The organism is Thalassobaculum sp., assembly GCF_040219615.1.
Taxonomy (GTDB): Bacteria; Pseudomonadota; Alphaproteobacteria; order Thalassobaculales; family Thalassobaculaceae; genus Thalassobaculum_A.
The window spans coordinates 1-20,759 of sequence record NZ_JAVJSE010000018.1; the positions used below are offsets into that span (position 1 = coordinate 1).

General features: G+C 71.9%; 25 protein-coding genes. 10 read left to right on the forward strand and 15 right to left on the reverse strand.

Annotation, left to right across the window (positions count from 1 at the left end):
* Nucleotides 1–412 (forward strand): AMP-binding enzyme (locus tag RIC31_RS11890; protein ID WP_502990120.1); only part of this gene is annotated, 412 nt, incomplete at its 5' end.
* 12 nt (nucleotides 413–424) lie between these two features.
* Here RIC31_RS11890 and RIC31_RS11895 read toward each other — a convergent pair.
* From RIC31_RS11895 to cobT, 10 genes are all read right to left on the reverse strand, one after another.
* Nucleotides 425–1,363 (reverse strand): ATP-grasp domain-containing protein, encoded by a 939-nt coding sequence (locus RIC31_RS11895; RefSeq protein ID WP_350107196.1) that lies wholly within the window; start codon nucleotides 1,361–1,363, stop codon nucleotides 425–427.
* On the reverse strand, nucleotides 1,360–2,094 hold the full coding sequence (locus tag RIC31_RS11900) for a hypothetical protein (protein WP_350107199.1): 735 nt from the start codon (nucleotides 2,092–2,094) through the stop codon (nucleotides 1,360–1,362). The genes RIC31_RS11895 and RIC31_RS11900 overlap by 4 nt, the downstream gene beginning before the upstream one ends.
* 39 nt (nucleotides 2,095–2,133) lie before the next feature.
* Nucleotides 2,134–3,339 carry a tyrosinase family protein gene (locus tag RIC31_RS11905; RefSeq protein ID WP_350107202.1) on the reverse strand — a complete coding sequence of 402 codons (1,206 nt, stop codon included), beginning with the start codon at nucleotides 3,337–3,339 and terminating at the stop codon, nucleotides 2,134–2,136.
* Nucleotide 3,340: 1 nt separating this feature from the next.
* The gene (locus tag RIC31_RS11910; RefSeq protein ID WP_350107205.1) at nucleotides 3,341–3,586 is read right to left on the reverse strand and encodes a hypothetical protein; all 246 of its coding nucleotides are present in this window, start codon (nucleotides 3,584–3,586) and stop codon (nucleotides 3,341–3,343) included.
* Between the two features lie 173 nt (nucleotides 3,587–3,759).
* Nucleotides 3,760–4,281 carry a GDYXXLXY domain-containing protein gene (locus RIC31_RS11915; RefSeq protein ID WP_350107208.1) on the reverse strand — a complete coding sequence of 174 codons (522 nt, stop codon included), beginning with the start codon at nucleotides 4,279–4,281 and terminating at the stop codon, nucleotides 3,760–3,762.
* Entirely contained in the window at nucleotides 4,274–5,296 is a 1,023-nt protein-coding gene (locus RIC31_RS11920; protein WP_350107211.1) for a DUF4401 domain-containing protein, read from the reverse strand. The genes RIC31_RS11915 and RIC31_RS11920 overlap by 8 nt, the downstream gene beginning before the upstream one ends.
* A complete protein-coding gene (locus tag RIC31_RS11925) occupies nucleotides 5,289–6,311 on the reverse strand; it encodes a DUF2157 domain-containing protein (protein ID WP_350107214.1) in 1,023 nt (340 codons plus the stop codon). The genes RIC31_RS11920 and RIC31_RS11925 overlap by 8 nt, the downstream gene beginning before the upstream one ends.
* A gap of 82 nt (nucleotides 6,312–6,393) precedes the next feature.
* Entirely contained in the window at nucleotides 6,394–7,425 is a 1,032-nt protein-coding gene (locus tag RIC31_RS11930) for a histone deacetylase family protein (protein WP_350107217.1), read from the reverse strand.
* Between the two features lie 453 nt (nucleotides 7,426–7,878).
* Entirely contained in the window at nucleotides 7,879–8,481 is a 603-nt protein-coding gene (locus RIC31_RS11935) for an NUDIX hydrolase (RefSeq protein WP_350107220.1), read from the reverse strand.
* Nucleotides 8,478–9,509 (reverse strand): nicotinate-nucleotide--dimethylbenzimidazole phosphoribosyltransferase, encoded by a 1,032-nt coding sequence (cobT, locus tag RIC31_RS11940; RefSeq protein WP_350107223.1) that lies wholly within the window; start codon nucleotides 9,507–9,509, stop codon nucleotides 8,478–8,480. Before cobT ends, RIC31_RS11935 begins: the two co-directional genes overlap by 4 nt.
* Before the next feature lie 107 nt (nucleotides 9,510–9,616).
* Here cobT and cobS point away from each other — a divergent pair, with 107 nt between their 5' ends.
* Together cobS and RIC31_RS11950 are read left to right on the forward strand one after the other, a co-directional pair.
* Entirely contained in the window at nucleotides 9,617–10,420 is an 804-nt protein-coding gene (cobS, locus tag RIC31_RS11945; protein ID WP_350107226.1) for an adenosylcobinamide-GDP ribazoletransferase, read from the forward strand.
* 10 nt (nucleotides 10,421–10,430) lie between these two features.
* Entirely contained in the window at nucleotides 10,431–11,054 is a 624-nt protein-coding gene (locus RIC31_RS11950) for a histidine phosphatase family protein (protein WP_350107228.1), read from the forward strand.
* Here the strand turns inward: RIC31_RS11950 and RIC31_RS11955 are convergent.
* The gene (locus RIC31_RS11955; protein ID WP_350107231.1) at nucleotides 11,017–11,814 is read right to left on the reverse strand and encodes a precorrin-6A/cobalt-precorrin-6A reductase; all 798 of its coding nucleotides are present in this window, start codon (nucleotides 11,812–11,814) and stop codon (nucleotides 11,017–11,019) included. The two genes, RIC31_RS11950 and RIC31_RS11955, sit on opposite strands and share 38 nt — an antisense overlap.
* Nucleotides 11,815–11,954: 140 nt before the next feature.
* Between RIC31_RS11955 and RIC31_RS11960 the strand changes: the two genes are divergently transcribed.
* From RIC31_RS11960 to RIC31_RS11985, 6 genes are all read left to right on the forward strand, one after another.
* A complete protein-coding gene (locus tag RIC31_RS11960) occupies nucleotides 11,955–12,551 on the forward strand; it encodes an SCO family protein (RefSeq protein WP_350107236.1) in 597 nt (198 codons plus the stop codon).
* A gap of 5 nt (nucleotides 12,552–12,556) precedes the next feature.
* On the forward strand, nucleotides 12,557–13,633 hold the full coding sequence (locus tag RIC31_RS11965; protein ID WP_350107239.1) for a metal-dependent hydrolase: 1,077 nt from the start codon (nucleotides 12,557–12,559) through the stop codon (nucleotides 13,631–13,633).
* Nucleotides 13,634–13,951: 318 nt separating this feature from the next.
* Nucleotides 13,952–14,356, forward strand: coding sequence for a tellurite resistance TerB family protein (locus RIC31_RS11970; protein WP_350107242.1), 405 nt, complete (start codon nucleotides 13,952–13,954; stop codon nucleotides 14,354–14,356).
* Nucleotides 14,357–14,363: 7 nt separating this feature from the next.
* Nucleotides 14,364–15,314, forward strand: coding sequence for an NAD(P)-dependent oxidoreductase (locus RIC31_RS11975; RefSeq protein ID WP_350107245.1), 951 nt, complete (start codon nucleotides 14,364–14,366; stop codon nucleotides 15,312–15,314).
* Complete coding sequence (locus RIC31_RS11980) at nucleotides 15,307–15,942, forward strand: HAD family hydrolase (protein WP_350107248.1); 636 nt, start codon at nucleotides 15,307–15,309, stop codon at nucleotides 15,940–15,942. The genes RIC31_RS11975 and RIC31_RS11980 overlap by 8 nt, the downstream gene beginning before the upstream one ends.
* Before the next feature lie 16 nt (nucleotides 15,943–15,958).
* Nucleotides 15,959–16,558, forward strand: a complete 600-nt coding sequence (locus RIC31_RS11985; protein WP_350107250.1) for a glutathione S-transferase family protein — start codon at nucleotides 15,959–15,961, stop codon at nucleotides 16,556–16,558.
* 274 nt (nucleotides 16,559–16,832) lie between these two features.
* On the opposite strand, the gene groL is transcribed toward RIC31_RS11985, so the two are convergent.
* Complete coding sequence (gene groL / locus RIC31_RS11990) at nucleotides 16,833–18,470, reverse strand: chaperonin GroEL (RefSeq protein ID WP_350107253.1); 1,638 nt, start codon at nucleotides 18,468–18,470, stop codon at nucleotides 16,833–16,835.
* A 60-nt stretch (nucleotides 18,471–18,530) separates the two neighbouring features.
* A complete protein-coding gene (gene groES / locus RIC31_RS11995; RefSeq protein ID WP_350107256.1) occupies nucleotides 18,531–18,848 on the reverse strand; it encodes a co-chaperone GroES in 318 nt (105 codons plus the stop codon).
* A gap of 294 nt (nucleotides 18,849–19,142) precedes the next feature.
* Here groES and RIC31_RS12000 point away from each other — a divergent pair, with 294 nt between their 5' ends.
* Nucleotides 19,143–19,406: a Usg family protein gene (locus RIC31_RS12000; protein WP_350107261.1), complete on the forward strand. Its 264-nt coding sequence runs from the start codon at nucleotides 19,143–19,145 to the stop codon at nucleotides 19,404–19,406.
* Between the two features lie 146 nt (nucleotides 19,407–19,552).
* Here RIC31_RS12000 and RIC31_RS12005 read toward each other — a convergent pair whose 3' ends face one another.
* Nucleotides 19,553–19,861: a 2Fe-2S iron-sulfur cluster-binding protein gene (locus tag RIC31_RS12005; RefSeq protein ID WP_350107264.1), complete on the reverse strand. Its 309-nt coding sequence runs from the start codon at nucleotides 19,859–19,861 to the stop codon at nucleotides 19,553–19,555.
* A complete protein-coding gene (locus tag RIC31_RS12010; RefSeq protein ID WP_350107267.1) occupies nucleotides 19,858–20,571 on the reverse strand; it encodes an NAD(P)/FAD-dependent oxidoreductase in 714 nt (237 codons plus the stop codon). Before RIC31_RS12010 ends, RIC31_RS12005 begins: the two co-directional genes overlap by 4 nt.
* Nucleotides 20,572–20,759: the final 188 nt, after the last annotated feature.

The window sequence follows — 20,759 nt, forward strand, 5'->3', positions numbered from 1 at the left end:
CGGCCGGGTCGACGACGTCATCAACGTGTCCGGGCACCGCATGGGCACCGCCGAGGTCGAGAGCTCGCTGGTCGCCCACCCGAAGGTCGCCGAGGCCGCCGTGGTCGGCTATCCGCACGACATCAAGGGCCAGGGCATCTACGCCTACGTCACCCTGAACGCCGGCGAGGAGCCGACCGAGGAGCTGCGCAAGGAACTGGTGCAGTGGGTCCGCAAGGACATCGGCCCGATCGCCTCGCCGGACCTGATCCAGTGGGCGCCGGGGCTGCCGAAGACCCGGTCCGGCAAGATCATGCGCCGGATCCTGCGCAAGATCGCCGCCAACGAGCACGACCAGCTCGGCGACACCTCGACCCTGGCCGACCCGGCGGTGGTCAACGACCTGGTCGACCAGCGGATGAACCGGGCGTAGCGGCAGGTCCTGCTACCCGGTGCCGATCCCGGCGAGGTGCCGGGCGACCGCGGTGGCGATCGGCTGGCCGCGGCCGACGTCGAAATAGCTGAAGGCCGGGCAGGTGTTGACCTCCAGGCACCACGGCGTGCCGTCGTCGTCGACCATCAGGTCGATGCCGGAGAACTCCAGCCCGAGGGCCCGGGTCAGCCGGCGGCACGCCTCCGCCCAGTCCGGCGGCAGCGTGACCGGGGTGAGTTTCGGGTCGCCGGCGCCCTTCATCCGGGCGTAGCGGTAGTCGAGGGCGTCGGTCTCGATCCGGCAGGCGTGCACGGTGTCGCCGACCACATGGACCCGGCAGTCGGTGCCGGCGATCCGGCGCTGGAACTGCACCGGGCACGGCCCCAGCGCGTCGAGCCGCTCGATGTCGTCGGCCTCGACCGCCATCACGATCGACCGCTCGCCGCTGACCGACTTGTAGATCGCGCCGGTATCGGCGCAGTCGACCTCCACGAACCGGCGGGCCGCCTCCGGGTCGTCGGTCACCAGCAGGTCGGGGACGTGGAAGTGGTCGCGGATCACCTGGGCCTGGGCCGGCTTGGAGGCGTTGGTGCCCATCGGCCGCAGCCGGTTGACGACGGTCGCCGGGCCGATCTGCAGCCAGGCCGACAGCAGGGACTGCAGGCGCAGGGCCCGCAGTGCGTCGGGGGCGTCGTCGTCCAGGCCCTGCATCTCCGGCACCACGCCCGGGTCGGTGGCGCGGTCGTAGGCCCCGGTCACCTCGGCCAAGGCGATTTCGCGGTCGCCCAGCACCAGGGTCCCGTCGACGCCGTCCGGCCCGATCTCGAGTTCGATCGCGTGCCGGGCGGTCTCGCGCTGGTTCACGATCTCGAAGGGCAGCCGCAGCCGGCGCAGCGCGTCTGCCACCATCGCCAGCGGCGGCTCGCTCGGGATGCCGATCAGCAGGATCACGGACGGTCTCCTTGTACGGGCCGGTTGCCGGCGACAGCCTGCAGCGCCTCGACCAGCGCCGGGCCCGGCGCGTGCCGGAACTCGACGTCGCCGGAGCAGCCGTGGAACACCGCCTCGCCGTCGGGGCCGGCGGCGAAGTCGACCTGCATCAGCGGCAGGCCGAGGATCCCGGCCAGTTTCCGGGCGCCGCCGGCGAGCGGCTCGGGCAGCGCGGGCAGCACGGCGTCGCCGACCACCAGGTGGGACGACAGCGGGCCCGGATCCTCGTCGGCCCAGAACGGCGAGTCCTCGGTGATCCGCTGCGGCGCGACCGGAAGGCCGCATAGTGCCGCGAAATGCAGACTTTCGAGCTCGCCCGGCGGATAGCCGCCGGGCGAGTCGCTGAACGGCGGGTTGAGCACCGGGCCGCCGCAGCAGGCCAGCAGGCTGGCCAGATAGGCGGACCACTCGGATCGGACATAGTCCCGCTCCTCGGGTGCGCAGCGCGCCAGATGGGTCTCGGGGACGGCCCGGAACCGGTTGATCAGCAGGGTCAGCCCCGCCGGGTCGAGCACCGAACCGTCGCGCAGGCGGACGCAGGCCGAGGCCCCGTCCGCCCCGATGCGATGGCTGTGGGTCGCCCGCACGAGGTGCTCCGGGCACAGGACCGTCAGGTCCAGTCCCGCCTTCTCGAGGAGCACGGCCAGCGCCAGCGCCGACTCGTCCTCGACTTCGCACAGAATCGCCCACATGGGATCCGACCCTCTCGAGGTTGCTGCGGCAGGCGGCGATCAGCGATCGATCAACCGCCGCCGAAGCGCATCCACCTCGAGGGCGTCGGGCTCGAAGCCCAGGGCACTGGCCCGCAGGTCCGGCCGGAGCTCCGGCCGGATGAACGGCCGGTCGAAGTCGGGCACCTCGCGGAGATCCTTCGGGTTCTCGCGGATGTCCTTGTTCTCCTTCGGGCCGAGCTCCTTGAACTCCTTGGGCGCCCGCTCCTTGAGCTCCTTCGGGCCGATCTCCTTGAGCTCTTTCGGCGTCCGTTCCTTCAGCTCCTTCGGAAGGCGTTCCTTGAGTTCCTTGGGCGCCCGCTCCTTCAGCTCCTTGGGCAGGCGGATCTTGCCGCCGCCGTCGCGGATGTCCTTGACGACGTTCTTGACGACCCGGATGCAGGTCGGGTCGAGGGTGTCGTAGTCGTAGCCCAGGGCCCGGTGGTCGATCAGGTCGGCCGGGCTCACCATCTCCGGCGAGTTGGTGTAGGGCGGCACCGAGAACGGCACGTTGCCGCCGTTCCACGGCCACATGTTGTCGTTCAGGTTGTGCCCGGTCGGGCCGCCGGCCGCCGGCTTGTACGGCTCGAACCCGGGCGTGCCCTCGTGCCGGTCGATCCACTCGGCCCACAGCCGGTCGACGTTGCAGTGGATCATCCAGAAGTCCGGGGTGCGGGCGGTCTGGGCGAAGCTCTGCGGCTCGCCCCCGATGAAGACATGGGCCGAGCCGTGCGGGCCCTCCATCTGGCGGAACACGTTGTAGTCGGGATTGGCCATCTGCGTGGCGATGGTGCCGCCGGTCCCCGGGAACGCGAAGATGCTGAACGGCTTGCGGGTGAACAGCCCGGCGAACGGCCCGCTGGTGACCGGATAGCCGCCGTTCGGCCCGGTCGGGCCGCCGCCGCCGGCGTTGTCGCCGGGGCCGCCCAGGAAATCGTCGCGCCAGATGTAGGACTCGGTGCCGGCGGCGTTGAGGTTGTCCTCGGTCCAGTCCCAATACGGCAGGTCGACATTCGGGTCGACCGACTGCAGGTCCTCCTCGAACCGCCGTACGAACTCGCGGTGCCAGGCCGTGAAGGCCGGGCCGCCGTGGCCGTGGACGTTGGCGCCGGAATGGATCAGCCGGTAGTGCTCCAGCCGGCCCGACGTGTGCAGTGCCAGGAACGCGTCGACGAAGGCCGAGCGTTCGGCCGCGGTCAGCCGCTTGATGTTCTTTCTGCAGCCCATGTCACGCCCCCTTTCCCGCATGTTGGTGCCAATAGCGGATCAAGTGGCGGGCCATGTCCTCGGGCGTCTCGAACATCGAGTACGCGCCCTCGCACATCCAGAGCTTGATGTAGTTGTCCTCGGGCTTGCCCTCGGTGTGGAGCATCGCCTTGAAGGGCTTGCCGTCGATCGTCACCGTCGCCTTGTCGGCGGACTTGTTGAGCTCGATCTTGACGGCCTTGCCCATGTAGGTGAACGCGTTGTCCATGCCTTGCTCTCCCTTGCTGGAGTGGCTGGTTCACGTTCCCTTCAATCGCCTTCCCATCGACAACCATACATGGCTTGTCGATTAGTTTCAAACGATTCCCGGTAATCGGTGTTTTCTTGCGAAAATCAGGGGGTGCGCGACATGTTCCGGTCGCGTGACGCTGGCAGGTGCGGCTAAGGCCGGATCGGCCGGCGCGCGGCGTCGGCCAGGCCGGCCAGCACGCTGCTGCCGTCCGCCGCGACCTTGAGGATGCCGAACCGGGCCTCCGAATACGCGTCGGCGTGGCCTTCCTGGAACAGGAAGCTCTCGGCGCCGATGAAGATCTCCATCTGGTCGGGCCGCGGCTCCAGCCCGGCCGGGGACCGGCGCTTGTAGCGCAGGCGCTGCTCGTCGGGGGCGAGATCGCCGCCGCCGTCGAAGCGCAGGAAGCGCGCCACCCCGTCGCCGTCCAGCGCCACCACCACCCGGCCGTCGATCCCCGGCGCTTCCTGCGCCACCGGGACCAGGGCCTCGGCGTAGCGCAGCTCCATATAGTCGCCCTGCATCAGCGACCGCGGGTCGGCGGGTCGCAGCGCCAGCAGCACCGTGCGGCCGTCGTCCAGCACGCGCTGCTTCTGCAGGATCAGGAGGTTCGTCGCGACCAGGACGAGGGCGAGGCCGCCCCACAGGCCGAGGGCCGGCAGCCACCTAGTCATGGCCGGCGTCCGGCTCGCCCGACCGGGTCCAGAGCCACCACAGGCCCAGCAGCAGCAGGCCGGTCGCCGTCAGCATCCCGGACTTGTCCAGCAGGGTGATGTCCAGGTCATAGTAGAAACGCGACACGAACCAGACATGCGCGGCCGCCCCGAGCGCCGCCAGCATGCGGCTGCCGAGCAGATAGGCGAAGCTCAGCAGCATCAGAGACCCGGCGATTCCGGCCGCCGCCACCGTCCCGACCAGCACCGCGATCGCGCCGCCGGCCAGCACCACCATGCGCCGGTCCGGCGCCGTCGCCTGCCAGACCATCGCCAGCACCGCGACCAGCCCGGCGGCATAGGCCGCGCGCGGCAGCCAGTCGGCGTTCAGCCCGCCGACCCCGGGAACCGACATTGCCATCAGCGGTACCAGCAGCAGCGCCCAGCCCAGGCCGCGCAGGTCGACCCCGGCGGGCGGGCGGACCAGCAGGCCGATGGCGACCGGCAGGGTGACCGCCGCCAGCACGCCGGCGGCCTGCGGCACCTCGCGCTCGAGCAGGGCCAGGAAGGCGACGGCCACGGTGCCGGCGGCCGACAGGAACTGCAGTTCCTGGTCGCGGATCAGGGCGACCAGCAGCGCCGTGACGGCCAGCGACACGACGGCCGCCGCTGCCATGTCCTCCAGCTCGATGCCGATGCCGCCGACCACCAGGGCCTGGCCCGCGAGGGCGCCGGCGACCGCAACCTGCGAGCCGAACTCGCCCCGGCTGCCGCGGCGGAGGGCGATGGCACCGGCCAGGATCGCGGCGCCGATCCCGGCGGCGGTCAGCGGCAGGTTCTCGTTGTCGAAGGCCGGCAGGATCGCCAGCCCGACCGCCAGGATCATGGCGCCGGCGGTCATCCACGCGCCGATCGCGGTGGCCACCCGCAGGTACCAGGGCGAGTCGGCGCCGGACGCCGCCGCGACGGCGGCCCGGGCGGCCGCCGGGGCGACGCCGAACTGCGCACACAGCCGGTCGAGCGCGTCGTCAGCCACGGCCCGCCCCCTCTGCCGCCGCTTCGGCCGCCATCGCCGTCCGGACCCGGCGCAGCAGCGAGAGCGCGCCGCCGAAGATGATCGCCACCGCCGCCAGCAGCAGGAACGAGCCGCCGATGTCGTCGCCGGCCTCGAAGGCGAGCCGGCCGCTCGCCAGGTTCAGGAACAGGCAGCCGGCCAGCACCGCCAGGGCCACCACCGGCAGGTCGCGCCACCGGCGGCCGGCGAAGCCGAGGCCGGCGACGGCGGCGGCGAACAGCGCCATCGCCATCCAGCCCGCCGGTTCGGGCGGCTCGTCGAACACCGCCGGCGCCGCCGCCACGAAGCTGATGGCGAGGATCACCGTCGCCAGCAGCCGCCGCAGCCATAGCGCCCGCAGCCAGCCGATCCCGCGCCACGCCGCCAACTCGGTCAGGGCCAGCGCCGCCGTGTAGAACAGCGCCAGCAGGGCGGCGACCGCCTCCGGCCCGATCCAGTCCATCGGGATCGCGATCTGCGCGGCATAGGTGGCGCCCCCCGTGCCGGCCACCGCCAGCCACAGCACCAGCGGCGCCAGCCCGCGCGACAGCGCCACCCAGGGCAGGATCAGCACTCCCCAGCCGACGAACAGCGAGTAGGCGTCGGCCCCGGTCTGGTAGATCTGCCCGAACACCGCCAGCAGCACCCCGACCAGCACCGCCGCCGCGGTCAGCAGTGCCTCCCAGGCCAGCCGGCTGGCCCGCCCGAACCAGGCGCCGGCCGCGCACAGCACGATGCCGCCCTGGATCAGCCCGAGCTTGGCGAGCGGCGGCAGGTCGGCCCAGTTGAAGGCGAAGAAGAAGACGATGCCGGCGAGGATCTGGCCGACCGCCAGGACCAGCAGCGCGGTCCGCCCCCAGCGCCGCCAGAAGCCGTCGTCGCGGACCAGCCGCACGGCCTCCAGATAGCGGCCCGGCGGCAGCAGCCCGGCGCGCAGCAGCGCGTAGGGCAGGCCCTCCGCGGAAACTGCGATCGGCGGGACGTCGGGATCCGGCATCGGCCTCGGGGCGTTCGTGTCGCCCGGATGCTCGGCGCTTCCAGGGCGTTGCGCAAGCGAAACGGCACCCGGGTGCCGGACCCTACGGTCTCCCGGTCTCGAAGCCGGCCAGCACGGCGGCCAGGTTGTCGCCGAGAATCCCGGAGATGTAGCCGCCCTCCTGCACGATCAGCGTCGGGTACGGCGTCCGGCCCAGCCGCTCGCCGATCCGGCGGAAGCCGTCGGTGGTGACCGCCAGGAACGCCAGCGGGTCCTGCTCCGACGGGTCGAGGCCGAGGGCGACCACCAGGGCGTCGGGCCGGAATGCGTCGACCGCCGCCAGCGCGGTCTCCAGGGTCTCCAGGTAGCCGGCGTCGCCGGTGCCGCGCGGCAGCGGCAGGTTGGTGTTGGCGCCGCGGCCGGGGCCGGCGCCGATCTCGTCGGCATAGCCGGTGAAGAACGGGTAGTAGGCGCGCGGGTCGCCGTGGATCGACACGGTCTGCACGTCGGCGCGGCGGTAGAAGATGCCCTGGGTGCCGTTGCCGTGGTGCACGTCGACGTCCAGCACCGTCACCCGCCCGGCACCGGAGTCGCGCAGCCGCTGGGCGGCGATCGCCGAGTTGTTCAGGAAGCAGAAGCCGCCGGCCTGGTCGGCATAGGCATGGTGCCCGGGCGGCCGGCACAGCGCATAGGCCGGCCCGCCGTCGGCGGCGACCAGGTCGGCGGCGGTGACCGCCACGTCGGCCGAGGCGCGCGCGCCGGCCCAGGTGCCGGGGCCGATCGGGCAGGCGGTGTCGGCCTGGTAGTGGCCGGACTTGCCGACGATGTGGGTCGGGTGGATCGCCATGTTCCGGCCGGGATGCACGTTCGGCAGGATCTCCGGGGCGTGGTCCGGCAGCGCCTCCCACTCGGCCCAGCCGTGCTCCAGGAAATCCAGGTAGTCGGCGGCGTGGATCGCCGCGACCGGGGCGATGCCGTGCTCGCCGGCCTCGATCAGTGCATGCCCGCCGGCCTCCACGGCGCGCCGGAAGATCGCCGCGCGCTCCGGCGTCTCCGGGTTGGCGACGCGGTTGCCGCGGGCGATGAAGCCGCTCGGCGCGTGGGCGGCGTGACGGTCGGTGGCGACGACGCGCATCGGGGATCTCCGGTTGGTTCCGCCGCGACGTTCGCCGAAGCGCGGCGGCGGATCAAGGGAACGCGACGGAAAGGCGGGTGGGTTCCGGATGCCGTCCACCTGCGGCGGCCCGCTCCGGAATGACGAAGGTGGAAGGAGAGCTTCCCCTCCCTGCCGTCATTCCGGACGGATGCGCCGCCCCGTTTCGGTGCCCGTTTCGGTGACAGTGCACTGTTCTTGACGAAGTTCAGGCCGATCCTCCGCCTTGCGGCAGCACCTGGTCCACGGCAAACGGATCATCGACCGACCGCAACGGCATGGATCGTCGATTGAGTGCACTGTCACCGAAATTCCCTGTCACCGAAATTCCCGGAATGACGAAGGTGGAAGGAGAGCTTCCCCTCCCTGCCGTCATTCCGGACGGATGCGCCGCCCCGGCGCGGACGATCCGGAACCCACGGAGCGACGGGCTGGTCAGCCGGCCAGCGGCGCCAGCCGCGGATCCTCGGCGGCGTGGGCGCGGGCGTATTCGCGCGCCATCATCATGCCGGCGACATGCAGCGAGGTCATGCAGAGCCGGCCGGCCATCAGGTCGCCGAACGCGTCGGTCGCCGGCCGCAGCACCACCTCGATGGTCTCGCCGGGGTCCAGGCTCCGGGTGCCGGTCGGGCGGGCGTCCAGCGCCAGGAAGCTGTGCGCCCGGTTGTTCATCAGCGCCGGGTTGGCCCACATGACCGGCAGCGCAATCCAGGCCGCGGCCTCGTAGCCGGTCTCCTCGGCCAGTTCGCGCGCCATGGCGGCCTGCGGGTCCTCGGCCTGCTCGACGGTGCCGGCCGGCAGCCCGCGCACCACCGCACCGCCGCCGTGCCGGTACTCCTCGATCAGCACCAGTTCGCCGGCCGGGGTCAGGGCGACCGCGTGGCACCACTCCTTCAGCTCGACCACGTGATACGGGTCGAGCACGAAGCCGCGCTCGGTGACGCAGCGGTCCATCCGGTGGGTCAGGAACCGGTCGCTGAACTCGACCCGGCTCGACTCGACGGTCCAGGGGCCCGGCTTGATGGCGTCGGTGCTCACGCCGGCCCCGAGACCCCGGCGTCGGCGAAGGTCGCCATGCCGGTGTGGCACTCGACGGCGGCCCGCAGGACGCCGAGGGCCAGGGTCGCGCCGGAGCCCTCGCCGAGCCGCATGCCGAAGTCGAACAGCGGCTCCTTGCCGATCGCCTCCAGCACCCGGCCGTGGCCGGGCTCGACCGAGCGGTGGCCGACGATGCAGTGCTCCAGCGCCTTGGGGTCCAGCTTCCACAGCACCGCCGCCGCCACCGTGCAGGCGAAGCCGTCCAGCACCACCGGGGTGCGGGCCAGCCGCGCCGCCATCACCGCGCCGGCGATCGCCGCCAGTTCGAGCCCGCCCAGTGCGGCCAGCAGGTCGAGCGGGTCGCCGGCATCGCGGTGCCGCTCGACGCCCTTGCGGATTACCTGGGTCTTGGTCTCCAGCGCCTTGCCGGCGACCCCGGTGCCGCGCCCGACCCAGTCCTCGGCCTCGCCGCCGAACAGCGCGCAGGCCAGCGCCGCCGCCGCCGTGGTGTTGCCGATGCCCATCTCGCCCAGGCACAGCACGTCCAGGTTCGGCTCGACCGCCATCATCCCGTAGGCCATGGCGCGGGCGCATTCGCCGCTATCCATCGCCGGACCCTGCGTGAAGTCGCCGGTCGGCTGCTCCAGCGCCAGCTCGTAGACCCTGAGGTCGGCGTCGAACGCCCGGCACAGCTGGTTCACCGCCGCCCCGCCGGCCACGAAGTTCTGCACCATCTGGGCGGTGACCTCGGACGGGTAGGCCGAGACGCCCCGGGCGGCGACGCCGTGGTTGCCGGCGAACACCGCGGTGCGCGGATGCTGCAGGCGCGGCGGGTGCCGGCCCTGCCAGGTGGCCAGCCACGCCGCCAGTTCCTCGAGCCGGCCGAGCGCGCCGCGCGGCTTGGTCAGCTGGGCCTCGCGGGCCGCCGCCTGGGTGCCGGCCTCCAGGTCGGGGCCGGGCAGCTCGCGGAACAGCGCCCGGATCTCGTCCAGGGAGACTGTGGTGGGATCGAGCGACTTGTCGGACATCGGGCCTCGCGGGCCGGCGGATGGGCGCCGGCGGCATTGCGTTTTCGGTGCCGAGGCTATAACCGCGGGGAGACGCGCAGGAAAGCCCCGAGACCGACCGGCCGGCGATGGACGACGACAGCAATCACCCGGGCGGGCCGGTTTCCGGCCGCCCGACCCGCCGCTGGCCGGAGGAGATCGGCCTTGCGGTCGGGTTCCTGACGCGGCTGCCCTGGCCGGGCGCGTTGCCGCCGGACCGGCCGCTGATGGACGCCGCCTGGGCGTTCCCGGTCGCCGGCGTTGCAGTCGGGCTGGCCGCCGCCGCCGGCTGGTGGCTGGCCGACGGGCTCGGGCTGCCGGCGACGGTCGCCGCGGTCGTCGCGGTCGCGGCTTCGGCGCTGGCGACCGGCGCCCTGCACGAGGACGGGCTGGCCGACATGGCCGACGGTTTCGGCGGCGGCCGCGATGCCGAGGCCAAGCGCCGGATCATGCGCGACAGCCATATCGGCAGCTACGGCGTGCTGGCCCTGGTGCTGGTCACCGCCGCCAAGCTGGCGGTGCTGGCCGCGTTTCCGGACGCCGGGACCGCGGCGGCCGCCCTGGTGGCGGCCCATGCGCTCGGGCGGGCGGCGATCCCGGCGCTGGCCTGGTGGCAGCCGCCGTCGGCGGCGGACGGAAGCGGCCGCGCCGCCGGCCGGCCGGACGCGGCCGGGGCACTGTCGGCGGCGGCGATCGGCGCCGTGCTGGCGCTGCTGGTGCTGCCGGGCGGCATCGGACTGGTGGCGGCGCTGGCGGCAGCGGCTGCCGCCGGGGCGGTCGGCTGGCTGGCGCGCCGGCAGATCGGCGGCGTCACCGGCGACGTGTTCGGCGCCGCCGAGCAGGCCGGCGAGCTGGCGGTGCTACTGGTCGTGGTGTCTTATCTCGGCGCATGAGGAGAACCGCATGACCCCGACCCGCTGGTGGCTGGTGCGCCACGCCCCGGTCGTCAATCCGGACAAGCTGATCTATGGGCAGCACGACATCGACTGCGACGTCGACGACGCCGCGGTGTTCCGCGCGGTCGCCGAGTTCCTGCCGGCGAATGCCCTTTGGCTGCAGAGCCCGCTCGGCCGCACCCGGCGGACGGCGGCGGCGATCCGTGCGGCCGGCCGCGACGGCGACGAGCCGGTCGACGAGCCGCGGCTGATGGAGCAGCATTTCGGCGACTGGCAGGGCCGGGTGCGGGCCGAGATCCTGGCCCGCCAGCCCGAGCAGTACCGTCGGTTCTGGCTGGCCCCGGCCGACGAGCGGGCGCCGAACGGCGAGAGCTTCGTCGACGTGGTCGACCGGGTCCGGCTTGCCCTGGACGACTGGTCGGAGCGGGCGGCCGGCCGCGATGTGGTCGCGGTGATCCATGGCGGGCCGATCCGCGCCGCCCTGGCGATCGCATTGGACCTGTCGCCGCTGCGCGCGCTGTCCTTCCACACCGAGACGGTGTCGGTGACCCGGATCGACCGCTATCCCGACGGCGCCTGGGGGGTCGGCTTCGTCAACGCCACGCCGGGACGTCCGTCGACGCCGGGCTGACCCCGGCCAGGGTCGCCGCCACCCAGTCGAGCGCCGCCTCGGCCGTGCGGGCCGGCACCTCGCCGCGTTCCAGCGGCCGGCGGATCATTACCACCGGCAGGTCGAGCGCGCGCGCCGCCAGCACCAGCGGCAGGTCCTCGTCGCTGCCGGTCGCCCGCATCACCACCACCTGGGCCCCGGTGCGGCGCAGCAGCCGGGTCTCGGCCTCGCGACTGGACGGCGGCGGGCAGACCTGCGGCGCGAACCGGGCGGGCCGGTCCCACCGCGCCGGCGGCCGGGCCAGCCGGACCGGGAAGCGCAGCCCGCCGACCGCCTCGAACGGTGCCAGGTCGCGGATCGGTAGGGCCAGCAGGACCGTGCGGGCGATCGCGGCGACCGCGCCGGCGGCGCCGGCCAGGTCGCGCACCTCGACCCAGCGGTCGAGCGGATGGCGCTGCCAGACCGGCGGGCGGAAGCCGAGGCGGGGAATGCCGGCGCGCAGCGCCGCGTCCCGTCCGGCGCGGATCGCCTGCCGGGCGAACGGGTCGAGGCCGTCGATCACGGCGGCCGCCCCGGCCAGCAGCGCCGGGCCGCCGAAGCATTCCCAGCCGGAGATCGCGTCGACCCGGCAGCCGCGCGGGGTGTCCGACGCGCCGGCCAGCGCCACCGCGACCTCCAGCCGGTCGCCGAAGTGCCGGGCCGCCGCCTCCGCCAGCCGCACCGCCGCCCGGGTGCCGGCGAGGATCCGCAGGGTCGGCAACGGGGCGCGGTCGGAGGTCATCGCCTCCGCAGCCTAGCCAGGGTCGCCGGCTGCGGCAATTCGGCCGGCCGTGCCATCCTTTCCTTGACGGGCCGGCGCGCCATATGCCCGATGCCGGACGTTCGACCGACCGCCGTTCACCCAAGCTGCCGGAGCCTGCGATGTCGACCCGCGTGTTCGTTGTTGTCGTTGCCCTGCTGTCGGCCGTGCTGGCCGCCACCGTGGTCGGCGGCTACCTGCTCTGGAACCGCGGCGACCAGGGGGCGGTGGTCATGATCGGCGGGCCGTTCACCCTGGTCGACCAGCAGGGCCGGACGGCCACCCAGGACACCCTGAAGGGCAAGTGGAGCCTGATCTACTTCGGCTACACCTACTGCCCGGACGTGTGCCCGACCTCGCTGTCGGTGATGACCCAGGCGCTCGACGCCCTCGACCCCGCGGTCGCCGCCAAGGTCACGCCGGTGTTCGTCAGCGTCGATCCGGAGCGCGACACCGTCGAGCAGCTCGCGCTGTACCATCAGAGCTTCCACCCGAGCTTCCTGATGCTGACCGGCACGCCCGAGCAGGTGCGCGCCGCCGCCAAGGCGTACCGCGTCTACTACCGCAAGGCCGAGAGCGACAGCGCCACCGAGTACCTGATGGACCACTCGTCGATCACCTACCTGATGAACCCGGACGGCGAATACGTGACGCATTTCGCCCACGACGCCACGCCCGAGGGCATGGCCGATACCCTGCGCAAGGCGGTCGGCGGGTAACGGCGGTGGATTCCCTGACCCAGCTGGCCCTCGGCGCAGGGGTCGGCGCCGCGGTGCTGGGCCGGCGGATCGGGCCGCGCCGGGCGGCCGTGGCCGGCGCCGTGCTCGGCACCCTGCCGGACCTGGACGTGTTCTGGCCGTTCGCCGACCCGGTCGACGCCTTCGTCCTGCACCGCAGCGCGACGCATTCGCTGGTCGTTCAGGCACTGGCGACGCCGGTGATCGGGGAGGCGCTGATCCGTGTCTTCCGGGACCTGCGCGAACGGCGATGGCAGGCCTGGATCGCGGTCTATCTCTGCCTGTCGACCCACGCCCTGCTCGACGCCTTCACGGTCTACGGCACGCAGCTGCTGTGGCCGCTGTCCGACCATCCGTTCGGGGTCGGCTCGGTGTTCATCATCGACCCGCTCTACACCCTGCCGCTGCTGGTCGCCCTGGCCTGGGCGCTGTGCGTCCGGGCCTGGACGCCGCGGTTCGGGCGGGTGCTGGCGGCCGGCCTGCTGCTATCGACCGGCTATCTCGGCTGGGGCGCGGCGGCCCAGGCGATCGCCGAGACGCGGGCCGGGGCCAGGCTGGCGGCGGCTGGGATCGAGCCGGCCCGGGTGCTGGCGACGCCGACGCCGTTCAACAGCCTGCTCTGGCGGGTGATCGCGGTCGACGGCGACCGCTACCTGAACCTGTACGTGCCGATGCTCGGCGGGGCCGAGGCCGTCACCGCCTACGCGCACCCGCTGGGGCCGGACTGCCTGGCCGGCATCCCGGTCGCCGGCCGGCTCGGCCGCTTCGCCCACGGGTTCGTGCGGGCCGAGCACGACGGCGACGCGTGGCGGATCGCCGACCTGCGCATGGGGTTGACGCCGAACTACGTGTTCCGCTTCGAGGTCGCCGGGACGGCCGAAGGGCAGCCGGTGGCGGTCGCGCCGCGCCGGATCCGCGGCGCGCGCTCGGACGACGGCGACATCGACTGGCTGCTGGCCGGCATGCGCGGCGAGCCGGCGGTGCGCCCGGCCGAACGCGGTGCGCTGCTGGAGTTGGACGGCGTGGTCCTGGCGGCGCGTCCGGCGACGGCGAAGGCCTGCTGACGCCCGTCGCGCGCCGACCGGCTCTTCCTGTGGCTTGCGGCTGCAGCTCGGCCGAGGCGCCGTCGATGAGCTGCATGGGCTGCTCCGGACTGCGGAAGGGCGGCGCGGGGACGCAAGGATCCGGCCGTTGTGGGAATGCGCGACCCGGCCCGCCGTTTCTCCCAACCGATTGTCCCGATCGATTGTCAGGGAACGCCCGTGGACCGGCGGTGGTTCGTCAGCACGGGGCGAGCCCCCGTTGCCCGCGCCGGGCCGGATCGCTATACCTCGCGTGGCTCCGGCCGACTTGCGTTCACCCAGACACGGGATGCCGATCCGATGATCAACCACCACGTCGCCCTCATCTACGCGATGGTCCTGGGGGCCGCGGCCGACGGCTCGCTCGCCGACTCCGAACTCGAGACGATCCGCGACATCGTCGCGCATCTGCCGATCTTCGCCGACTTCGAGCACGGCAACCTGTCGCAGGTCGCGTCGGCCTGCACCGACCTGCTGACCGTCGAGGACGGCATCGACGCGGTGATCGACCAGATCAAGGAGAACCTGCCGGCCAAGCTGCGGGCGACCGCCTACGCCCTGGCCTGCGACGTGGTGGCGGCCGACGGCGAGGCAACCCAGGAGGAGCTGCGCTACCTGGAGTTGCTGCGCCACGAGATCGAGGTCGACCGGCTGACCGCCGCCGCCATCGAGCGCGGCGCCGGCGCCCGCTACGCCCGGATCTGAGACCGCGATGACGGCCGGCGCGGGGTCGGGCAGGGAACTGGCGGGAAACGAGCTCGCCGGGCGCCGGGTCGGATTCGTCGGGCTCGGCCTGATGGGCGTGCCGATGGCGCGCCGGCTGGCCGCCGCCGGGGCGGAGCTGGCGCTGTGGACCCGCAGCATCGAGAGGGCCGAGGACCTGGCCGCCGCGCTGCCCGGGGCCGCCGCGCTGCCGTCGCCGCGCCACGTCGCCGAGGCGGTCGACACGGTGATCGTGATGGTCACCGATGCCGACGCCGTCGAGGCGGTGGTGTTCGATCCCTACGAGGACCAGTGGGGCGTCGCCCACGGCCTGGCCGAGGATGGCCTGGTGATCGACATGGGCACCACCGCGCCCGGCCGGACCCGCGACTTCGCCGGCCGGCTGCGGATGGTCGGCGCCGACTGGGTGGACGCCCCGGTCTCCGGCGGCACGGTCGCCGCCGAGGCCGGGACCCTGACCATCATGGCGGGAGGCAGCGATCCCGACATCGCGCGCGCCGAGCCGCTGTTCCGGGTGCTGGGTGCCCGCATCACCCATGTCGGGCCGGTCGGCGCCGGGCAGATCGCCAAGACCGCGAACCAGATGATCGTCGGCCTGACCATCGGCGCGGTCGCCGAGGCGCTGGCGCTGTCGAAGCGCGCCGGGGTCGAGCCGGCGCGGGTGCGCGAGGCGATCTTCGGCGGGTTCGCCCACAGCCGGGTGCTGGAGTTGCACGGCGAGCGCATGGTGACCGGCGACTTCCAGGCCCGGGCCAAGGCGACGATCCAGCGCAAGGACATGCGCGCCGCCCAGGCGCTCGCCGACCAGGCCGGGCTGGCGCTGCCGGGGCTGGCCGCCAACCTGGCGCTGTGGGAGGCGCTGGTCGAGGGCGGTCGGGGAGACCTGGACCATTCGGCCCTGGTGCTGGCGATCGACCCGGAGGAGTGGGACGGTGACTGAACGCGCGATCGACGCGGTGGTGTTCGACGTCGGCCAGGTGCTGATCGAATGGGACCCGCGGCACCTGTACCGCCGGGTGTTCACCCATGCCGACGCGACGCCTGACGAGGCACGGGTGGCGTGGTTCCTGACCGAAGTCTGCCACCCGGCCTGGAACGTCGAGCAGGACCGCGGCCGCAGCATCGCCGACGCCGAGGCCGAGGCGCTGGCCCGCCACCCGGAGATGGGCCCGGCGATCCGGTCGTTCTACGGCCGCTTCCAGACCATGATCCCGGGCCCGATCCCGGGCACGGTGGCGGTGCTGGAGGCCCTGAAGGCCGCCGGCTTCCCGGTGCACGGCCTGACCAATTTCGGGGCCGAGACCTTCCCGCCGACGCGCGCGCGCTTCGGCTTCCTGAACGCCTTCGACACCGTCGTGGTGTCGGGCGAGGAGGGGGTCGTCAAGCCGGACCCGCGGATCTACGAGATCCTGATCGAGCGGGCATCCCTGACCCCGGCCCGCACCGCCTTCGTCGACGACTCGGCCGCCAACATCGAGGCGGCGGAGAAGCTGGGCTTCCAGGCCCATCTCTTCACGGGCGCCGGCGGCTTCCGGTCCTGGCTGAAGGGCCTCGGCGCGCCGGTGTGAGGAGGCGATGGCGGGAATGCTGACGGTTTACGGCTTCGGGGCGTCGGGCAACTGCTGGAAGGTCGCGCAGATCCTGCGGTCGACCGACCGGCCGTTTGCGTGGATCGAGGTCGACAGCAACGCCGGCGGAACCCGCACCGACGCCTTCCTGGCGGTGAACCCGAACGGCAAGGTGCCGGCGGTGGTGCTGGCGGACGGCGAGGTGTTGACCGAATCCAACGCCATCCTGGCGCATTTCGCCGAGGGTACGGCCTGGCTGCCGGCGCCGGGGCTGGCGCGCACCCGGGTGTTCGAATGGCTGTTCTTCGAGCAGTACAGCCACGAGCCCTATATCGCCGTCGCCCGCAACTGGATCGGCTACCTGAAGGCCCGCACCCGCTATGCCGACCGGCTGCCGGAGGTCATGGAACGCGGCTATCGCGCGCTGGCGGTCATGGAGCGGCGGCTGGCCGGCGCCGACTGGCTCGCCGGCGGCGCCCCGTCGATCGCCGACCTGGCGCTGTTCGCCTATACCCACGTCGCCCATGAGGGCGAGTTCGAGCTGTCGGCCTATCCCGGCATCCGGGCCTGGCTCGAGCGGGTGCGGGCGATCCCCGGAATCGAGCCGCTCGGCTGACGTCTCGCTTGCCGGATCGGGGTTCCGGCTCCGTCCCGCCGCCGGCGGTCCGGTCCGGAATGACGTTGGGTTGGGGTAGCCGTGAGGCTCCCTCCGTTTCGGCGCCGTAACTCGTTACGCGGGCCGGTTCTCCTCATTGACGTCATTCCGGACGGGCGCGCCGCCCCGGCGCGGCCGAGCCGGAACCCACGGAGCGTCCGACCCCAAACGAAAAGGGCCGGGGATCGCTCCCCGGCCCTCGCCGTATTCGATGTCAGTCGCTAGTTCGGCTGGATCAGAAGTCCATGCCGCCCATGCCGCCGCCCGGCATCGCCGGCGCCGAACCCTTCGGCTCCGGCTTGTCGGCGACCATGGCCTCGGTGGTGACCAGCAGGCCGGCGACCGAAGCCGCGTTCTGCAGGGCACTGCGCACGACCTTGGTCGGGTCGATGATGCCGGCCTTGATCAGGTCGACGAACTCGCCGTTCTGGGCGTCGAAGCCCCAGTTGGCGTCCTTCGACTCGAGCAGCTTGCCGACGATCACCGAGCCGTCATGGCCGGCGTTCGAGGCGATCTGACGGGCCGGGGCCTCCAGCGCGCGACGCACGATGTTCACGCCCATGCGCTGGTCGTCGTTGGCGTACTTCACCTTCTCGAGCGAGCGGATGGCGTACACCAGGGCGGCACCGCCACCCGGCAGGATGCCTTCCTCGACCGCGGCGCGGGTCGCGTGCATCGCGTCGTCGACGCGATCCTTGCGCTCCTTCACCTCGACCTCGGTCGAGCCGCCGACGCGGATCACCGCGACGCCGCCGGCCAGCTTCGCGAGGCGCTCCTGGAGCTTCTCGCGATCGTAGTCCGACGAGGTCTCCTCGACCTGCGCGCGGATCTGCGAGCAGCGGGCCTCGATGTCCTTCTTCTTGCCGGCGCCGTCCACCAGGGTGGTCTCGTCCTTGGTGATCGAGACGCGCTTGGAGGTGCCGAGCATGTCGAGGGTGACGTTCTCGAGCTGGATGCCGAGATCCTCGGAGACGACGGTGCCGCCGGTCAGGATCGCGATGTCCTCGAGCATCGCCTTGCGGCGATCGCCGAAGCCCGGGGCCTTGACGGCCGCGACCTTCAGGCCGCCGCGCAGCTTGTTGACCACCAGGGTCGCCAGGGCCTCGCCCTCGACGTCCTCGGCGATGATCAGCAGCGGCTTGCCCGACTGCACGACCTGCTCGAGCACCGGCAGCATGGCCTGCAGGTTCGAGACCTTCTTCTCGTGCAGCAGGATGTACGGGCTCTCGAGCTCGCACACCATCTTGTCGGCGTTGGTCACGAAGTACGGCGACAGGTAGCCGCGGTCGAACTGCATGCCCTCGACGACGTCGAGCTCGGTGTGCAGCGACTTGGCTTCCTCGACGGTGATCACACCCTCGTTGCCGACCTTCTCCATCGCCTTGGCGATCATGGCGCCGATCTCGCGCTCGCCGTTGGCCGAGATGGTGCCGACCTGGGCGACCTGGTCGGAGGTGGTGATCTTCTTGGAGCGCTTCTCGAGGTCGGCGACCACCGCCTCGACGGCGGCGTCGATGCCGCGCTTCAGGTCCATCGGGTTGATGCCGGCGGCAACGGCCTTGGCGCCCTCGCGGACGATGGCCTGGGCCAGCACGGTCGCGGTGGTGGTGCCGTCACCGGCGGTGTCGTTCGCCTTCGAGGCCACTTCGCGCACCATCTGCGCGCCCATGTTCTCGAACTTGTCGGAGAGCTCGATCTCCTTGGCGACCGTCACACCGTCCTTGGTGATGCGCGGCGCGCCGAACGACTTCTCGAGCACCACGTTGCGGCCCTTCGGGCCCAGGGTGACCTTCACCGCGTCGGCGAGAACATCGACGCCGTGCAGCATCTTGTTCCGCGCGTCGACGCCGAACTTAACGTCCTTGGCAGCCATGTGCGTTTACTCCTTGAGAGTGGAATTGCCCTTCGAGGAAGCGGCTATCGAGGCCCCTTCTCAGGCGGCCTTCTTGCCGGACTTGGCCGCGCCTTCCAGCACGCCCATGATGTCCGACTCCTTCATGATCAACAGGTCCTGCCCGTCGATCTTGACCTCGGTGCCCGACCACTTGCCGAACAGCACCCGGTCGCCGGCCTTGACGTCCAGGGCCTGGAGCTTGCCGGACTCGTCGCGCGCGCCGGGACCGACGGCGAGAACCTCGCCCTCCTGCGGCTTTTCCTTCGCGGTATCCGGGATGATGATCCCGCCGGCGGTCTTCTGGTCAGCCTCGATGCGGCGGACCACGACCCGATCGTGCAGGGGCCGAAACTTCATGACCATTCCTCCGTAACACTCAAGTTGGAGACGTGTGTTGGACGACGTCGCCCGGGAGGAGCCGTGTTAGCACTCGCCCCCGGTGAGTGCCAGCGATGTAGGGAACCGGCCTTTCCGAGTCAAGCCGGCTGTCGTGAAATCGGCGCACATATCGGCGAATTGAAGAGCGACATTTAGCAGCAGTCTCCATCGACTGCTGCTAAAGTGCTGTAAATGCTACAAATTTCTTGCGGGCGCGGTCGTTCTACCAACATCCTTGAACCGGTCAAGTGGTTCCACCCGCGAGGATCGCCCATGCAAGTCAGCGTCCGTGATCTGCACCGCTTCCGCCTCACCACCGCCGAGATCCTGTACCGGTTCCCCGACTTTCCTGGCCTGCTGCAGAGCTATCTCTGGCAGGACATGGACGTCGCCCCGGACTTCCCGCGGCTGACCAGGTTCCTGGACTACTGGGAACGCAACCTGGACGGCCGGCTGCACTCGGTGCGGATCGCCAACGCCGAACTGGTCCGCCCCCAGGAACTCGCCTACGCCGAACACGAGATCCGGCTGCACTGAGTTGCTGGGCCGATCCCGCCCCCGTCGTCATTCCGGACGGACGCGCCGCCCCGGCGCGGCCGAGCCGGAACCTAAGGTGCGACGGGTGGGTTCCGGCTCCGTGCCGCCTCCGGCGACCCGGTCCGGAATGACGACACGGGAGAGGGTCACTCCGGCGCCAGGGTGACCTTCAGGCCGTCGAGTTCGGGCGTCATGGTGACCTGGCAGGACAGGCGCGAGTTGTCCTGCACCTCGAAGGCCAGGTCGAGCATGTCGTTCTCCTCCTCGCCGCGCGGCTCCAGCCGGTCGACCCAGGACGGGTCGACGTAGACATGGCAGGTCGCGCAGGCGCAGGCGCCGCCGCACTCGGCGGTGATCGGCAGCCCGGCGTCGCGGATGATCTCCATCACGCGCCAGCCGTTGGTGGCCTCCAGCTCGTGTTCGCCGCCGTCGCGGTCGGTGACGTGGATCTTCATGCAACCCCCAGTTTCTGCTGCAAGTCGGAACTCGATGTCGTGTACTGGAACCGGATCTTGCGGTCCGGGTGGACGATGCGCACGGCGGCCTGGGCCATCAGCGCGGCCTCGTGGAACCCGGACAGGATGAGCTTCAGCTTGCCGGGATACCAGTTGATGTCGCCGATCGCGAAGATCCCCGGCGTCGAGGTCTCGAACCGCTCGGTATCGACCGGGACCAGGTTCTCGTGCAGGTTCAGGCCGAACCCGGCGACCGGTCCCAGTTTCATGGTCAGGCCGTAGAACGCCAGCAGGGCATCGCATTCCAGCCGCCGCTCGCCGTCCCTGTCCTTCAGGATCACCGCCTCGAGCTTGCCGTTCGTGCCCTCGACGCCGCCGATCTGGGCGATCTCCAGGGTCATCCCGCCGTCGGCCACCAGGCTGCGCATCTTGTTGACCGTGTCGGGTGCGGCGCGGAACTCGTCGCGCCGGTGCACCAGGGTGAGCGACTTGGCCAGCGGCTGCAGGTTGACCGTCCAGTCGAGGGCGGAGTCGCCGCCGCCGGCGATCACCAGCCGCTTGCCGCGGAATTGCTCCATGCGGCGCACGGCGTAGAACACGCCCTCGCCGTCGCCGGCCGCCTCGAACGCCTCGATGCCCTTGATCGGCGGCTTCTTCGGCACGAAGCTGCCGCCGCCGGCGGCGATCACCACCACCTTGGACTCGATCACCGTGCCGAGGTCGGTGGTCAGCCGCCAGCCGTCGTCGGCAGCTTCGTGCCGAAGAAGCCGCCGATCAAGGGCATCGAGGCCTATGAGGGCCAGGGCGACGGCAGCGGCGTGTACTACGCCGTCCGCAGGATGGAGCAGTTCCGCGGCAAGCGGCTGGTGATCGCCGGCGGCGGCGATTCCGCGCTCGA

Bases quoted from the DNA above. Each gene is read 5' to 3' on its own strand.
- RIC31_RS11970 (WP_350107242.1), top strand. From the start codon at position 13,952: ATGATCAACCACCACGTCGCCCTCATCTACGCGATGGTCCTGGGGGCC.
- RIC31_RS12005 (WP_350107264.1), bottom strand. From the start codon at position 19,861: ATGAAGATCCACGTCACCGACCGCGACGGCGGCGAACACGAGCTGGAG.
- RIC31_RS11955 (WP_350107231.1), bottom strand. From the start codon at position 11,814: ATGACCTCCGACCGCGCCCCGTTGCCGACCCTGCGGATCCTCGCCGGC.
- cobS (WP_350107226.1), top strand. From the start codon at position 9,617: ATGGACGACGACAGCAATCACCCGGGCGGGCCGGTTTCCGGCCGCCCG.
- RIC31_RS11950 (WP_350107228.1), top strand. From the start codon at position 10,431: ATGACCCCGACCCGCTGGTGGCTGGTGCGCCACGCCCCGGTCGTCAAT.
- RIC31_RS11960 (WP_350107236.1), top strand. From the start codon at position 11,955: ATGTCGACCCGCGTGTTCGTTGTTGTCGTTGCCCTGCTGTCGGCCGTG.
- RIC31_RS11915 (WP_350107208.1), bottom strand. From the start codon at position 4,281: ATGACTAGGTGGCTGCCGGCCCTCGGCCTGTGGGGCGGCCTCGCCCTC.
- cobT (WP_350107223.1), bottom strand. From the start codon at position 9,509: ATGTCCGACAAGTCGCTCGATCCCACCACAGTCTCCCTGGACGAGATC.
- RIC31_RS11905 (WP_350107202.1), bottom strand. From the start codon at position 3,339: ATGGGCTGCAGAAAGAACATCAAGCGGCTGACCGCGGCCGAACGCTCG.
- RIC31_RS11925 (WP_350107214.1), bottom strand. From the start codon at position 6,311: ATGCCGGATCCCGACGTCCCGCCGATCGCAGTTTCCGCGGAGGGCCTG.
- groL (WP_350107253.1), bottom strand. From the start codon at position 18,470: ATGGCTGCCAAGGACGTTAAGTTCGGCGTCGACGCGCGGAACAAGATG.
- RIC31_RS11930 (WP_350107217.1), bottom strand. From the start codon at position 7,425: ATGCGCGTCGTCGCCACCGACCGTCACGCCGCCCACGCGCCGAGCGGC.
- RIC31_RS11900 (WP_350107199.1), bottom strand. From the start codon at position 2,094: ATGTGGGCGATTCTGTGCGAAGTCGAGGACGAGTCGGCGCTGGCGCTG.
- RIC31_RS11910 (WP_350107205.1), bottom strand. From the start codon at position 3,586: ATGGACAACGCGTTCACCTACATGGGCAAGGCCGTCAAGATCGAGCTC.
- groES (WP_350107256.1), bottom strand. From the start codon at position 18,848: ATGAAGTTTCGGCCCCTGCACGATCGGGTCGTGGTCCGCCGCATCGAG.
- RIC31_RS11975 (WP_350107245.1), top strand. From the start codon at position 14,364: ATGACGGCCGGCGCGGGGTCGGGCAGGGAACTGGCGGGAAACGAGCTC.
- RIC31_RS11985 (WP_350107250.1), top strand. From the start codon at position 15,959: ATGCTGACGGTTTACGGCTTCGGGGCGTCGGGCAACTGCTGGAAGGTC.
- RIC31_RS12000 (WP_350107261.1), top strand. From the start codon at position 19,143: ATGCAAGTCAGCGTCCGTGATCTGCACCGCTTCCGCCTCACCACCGCC.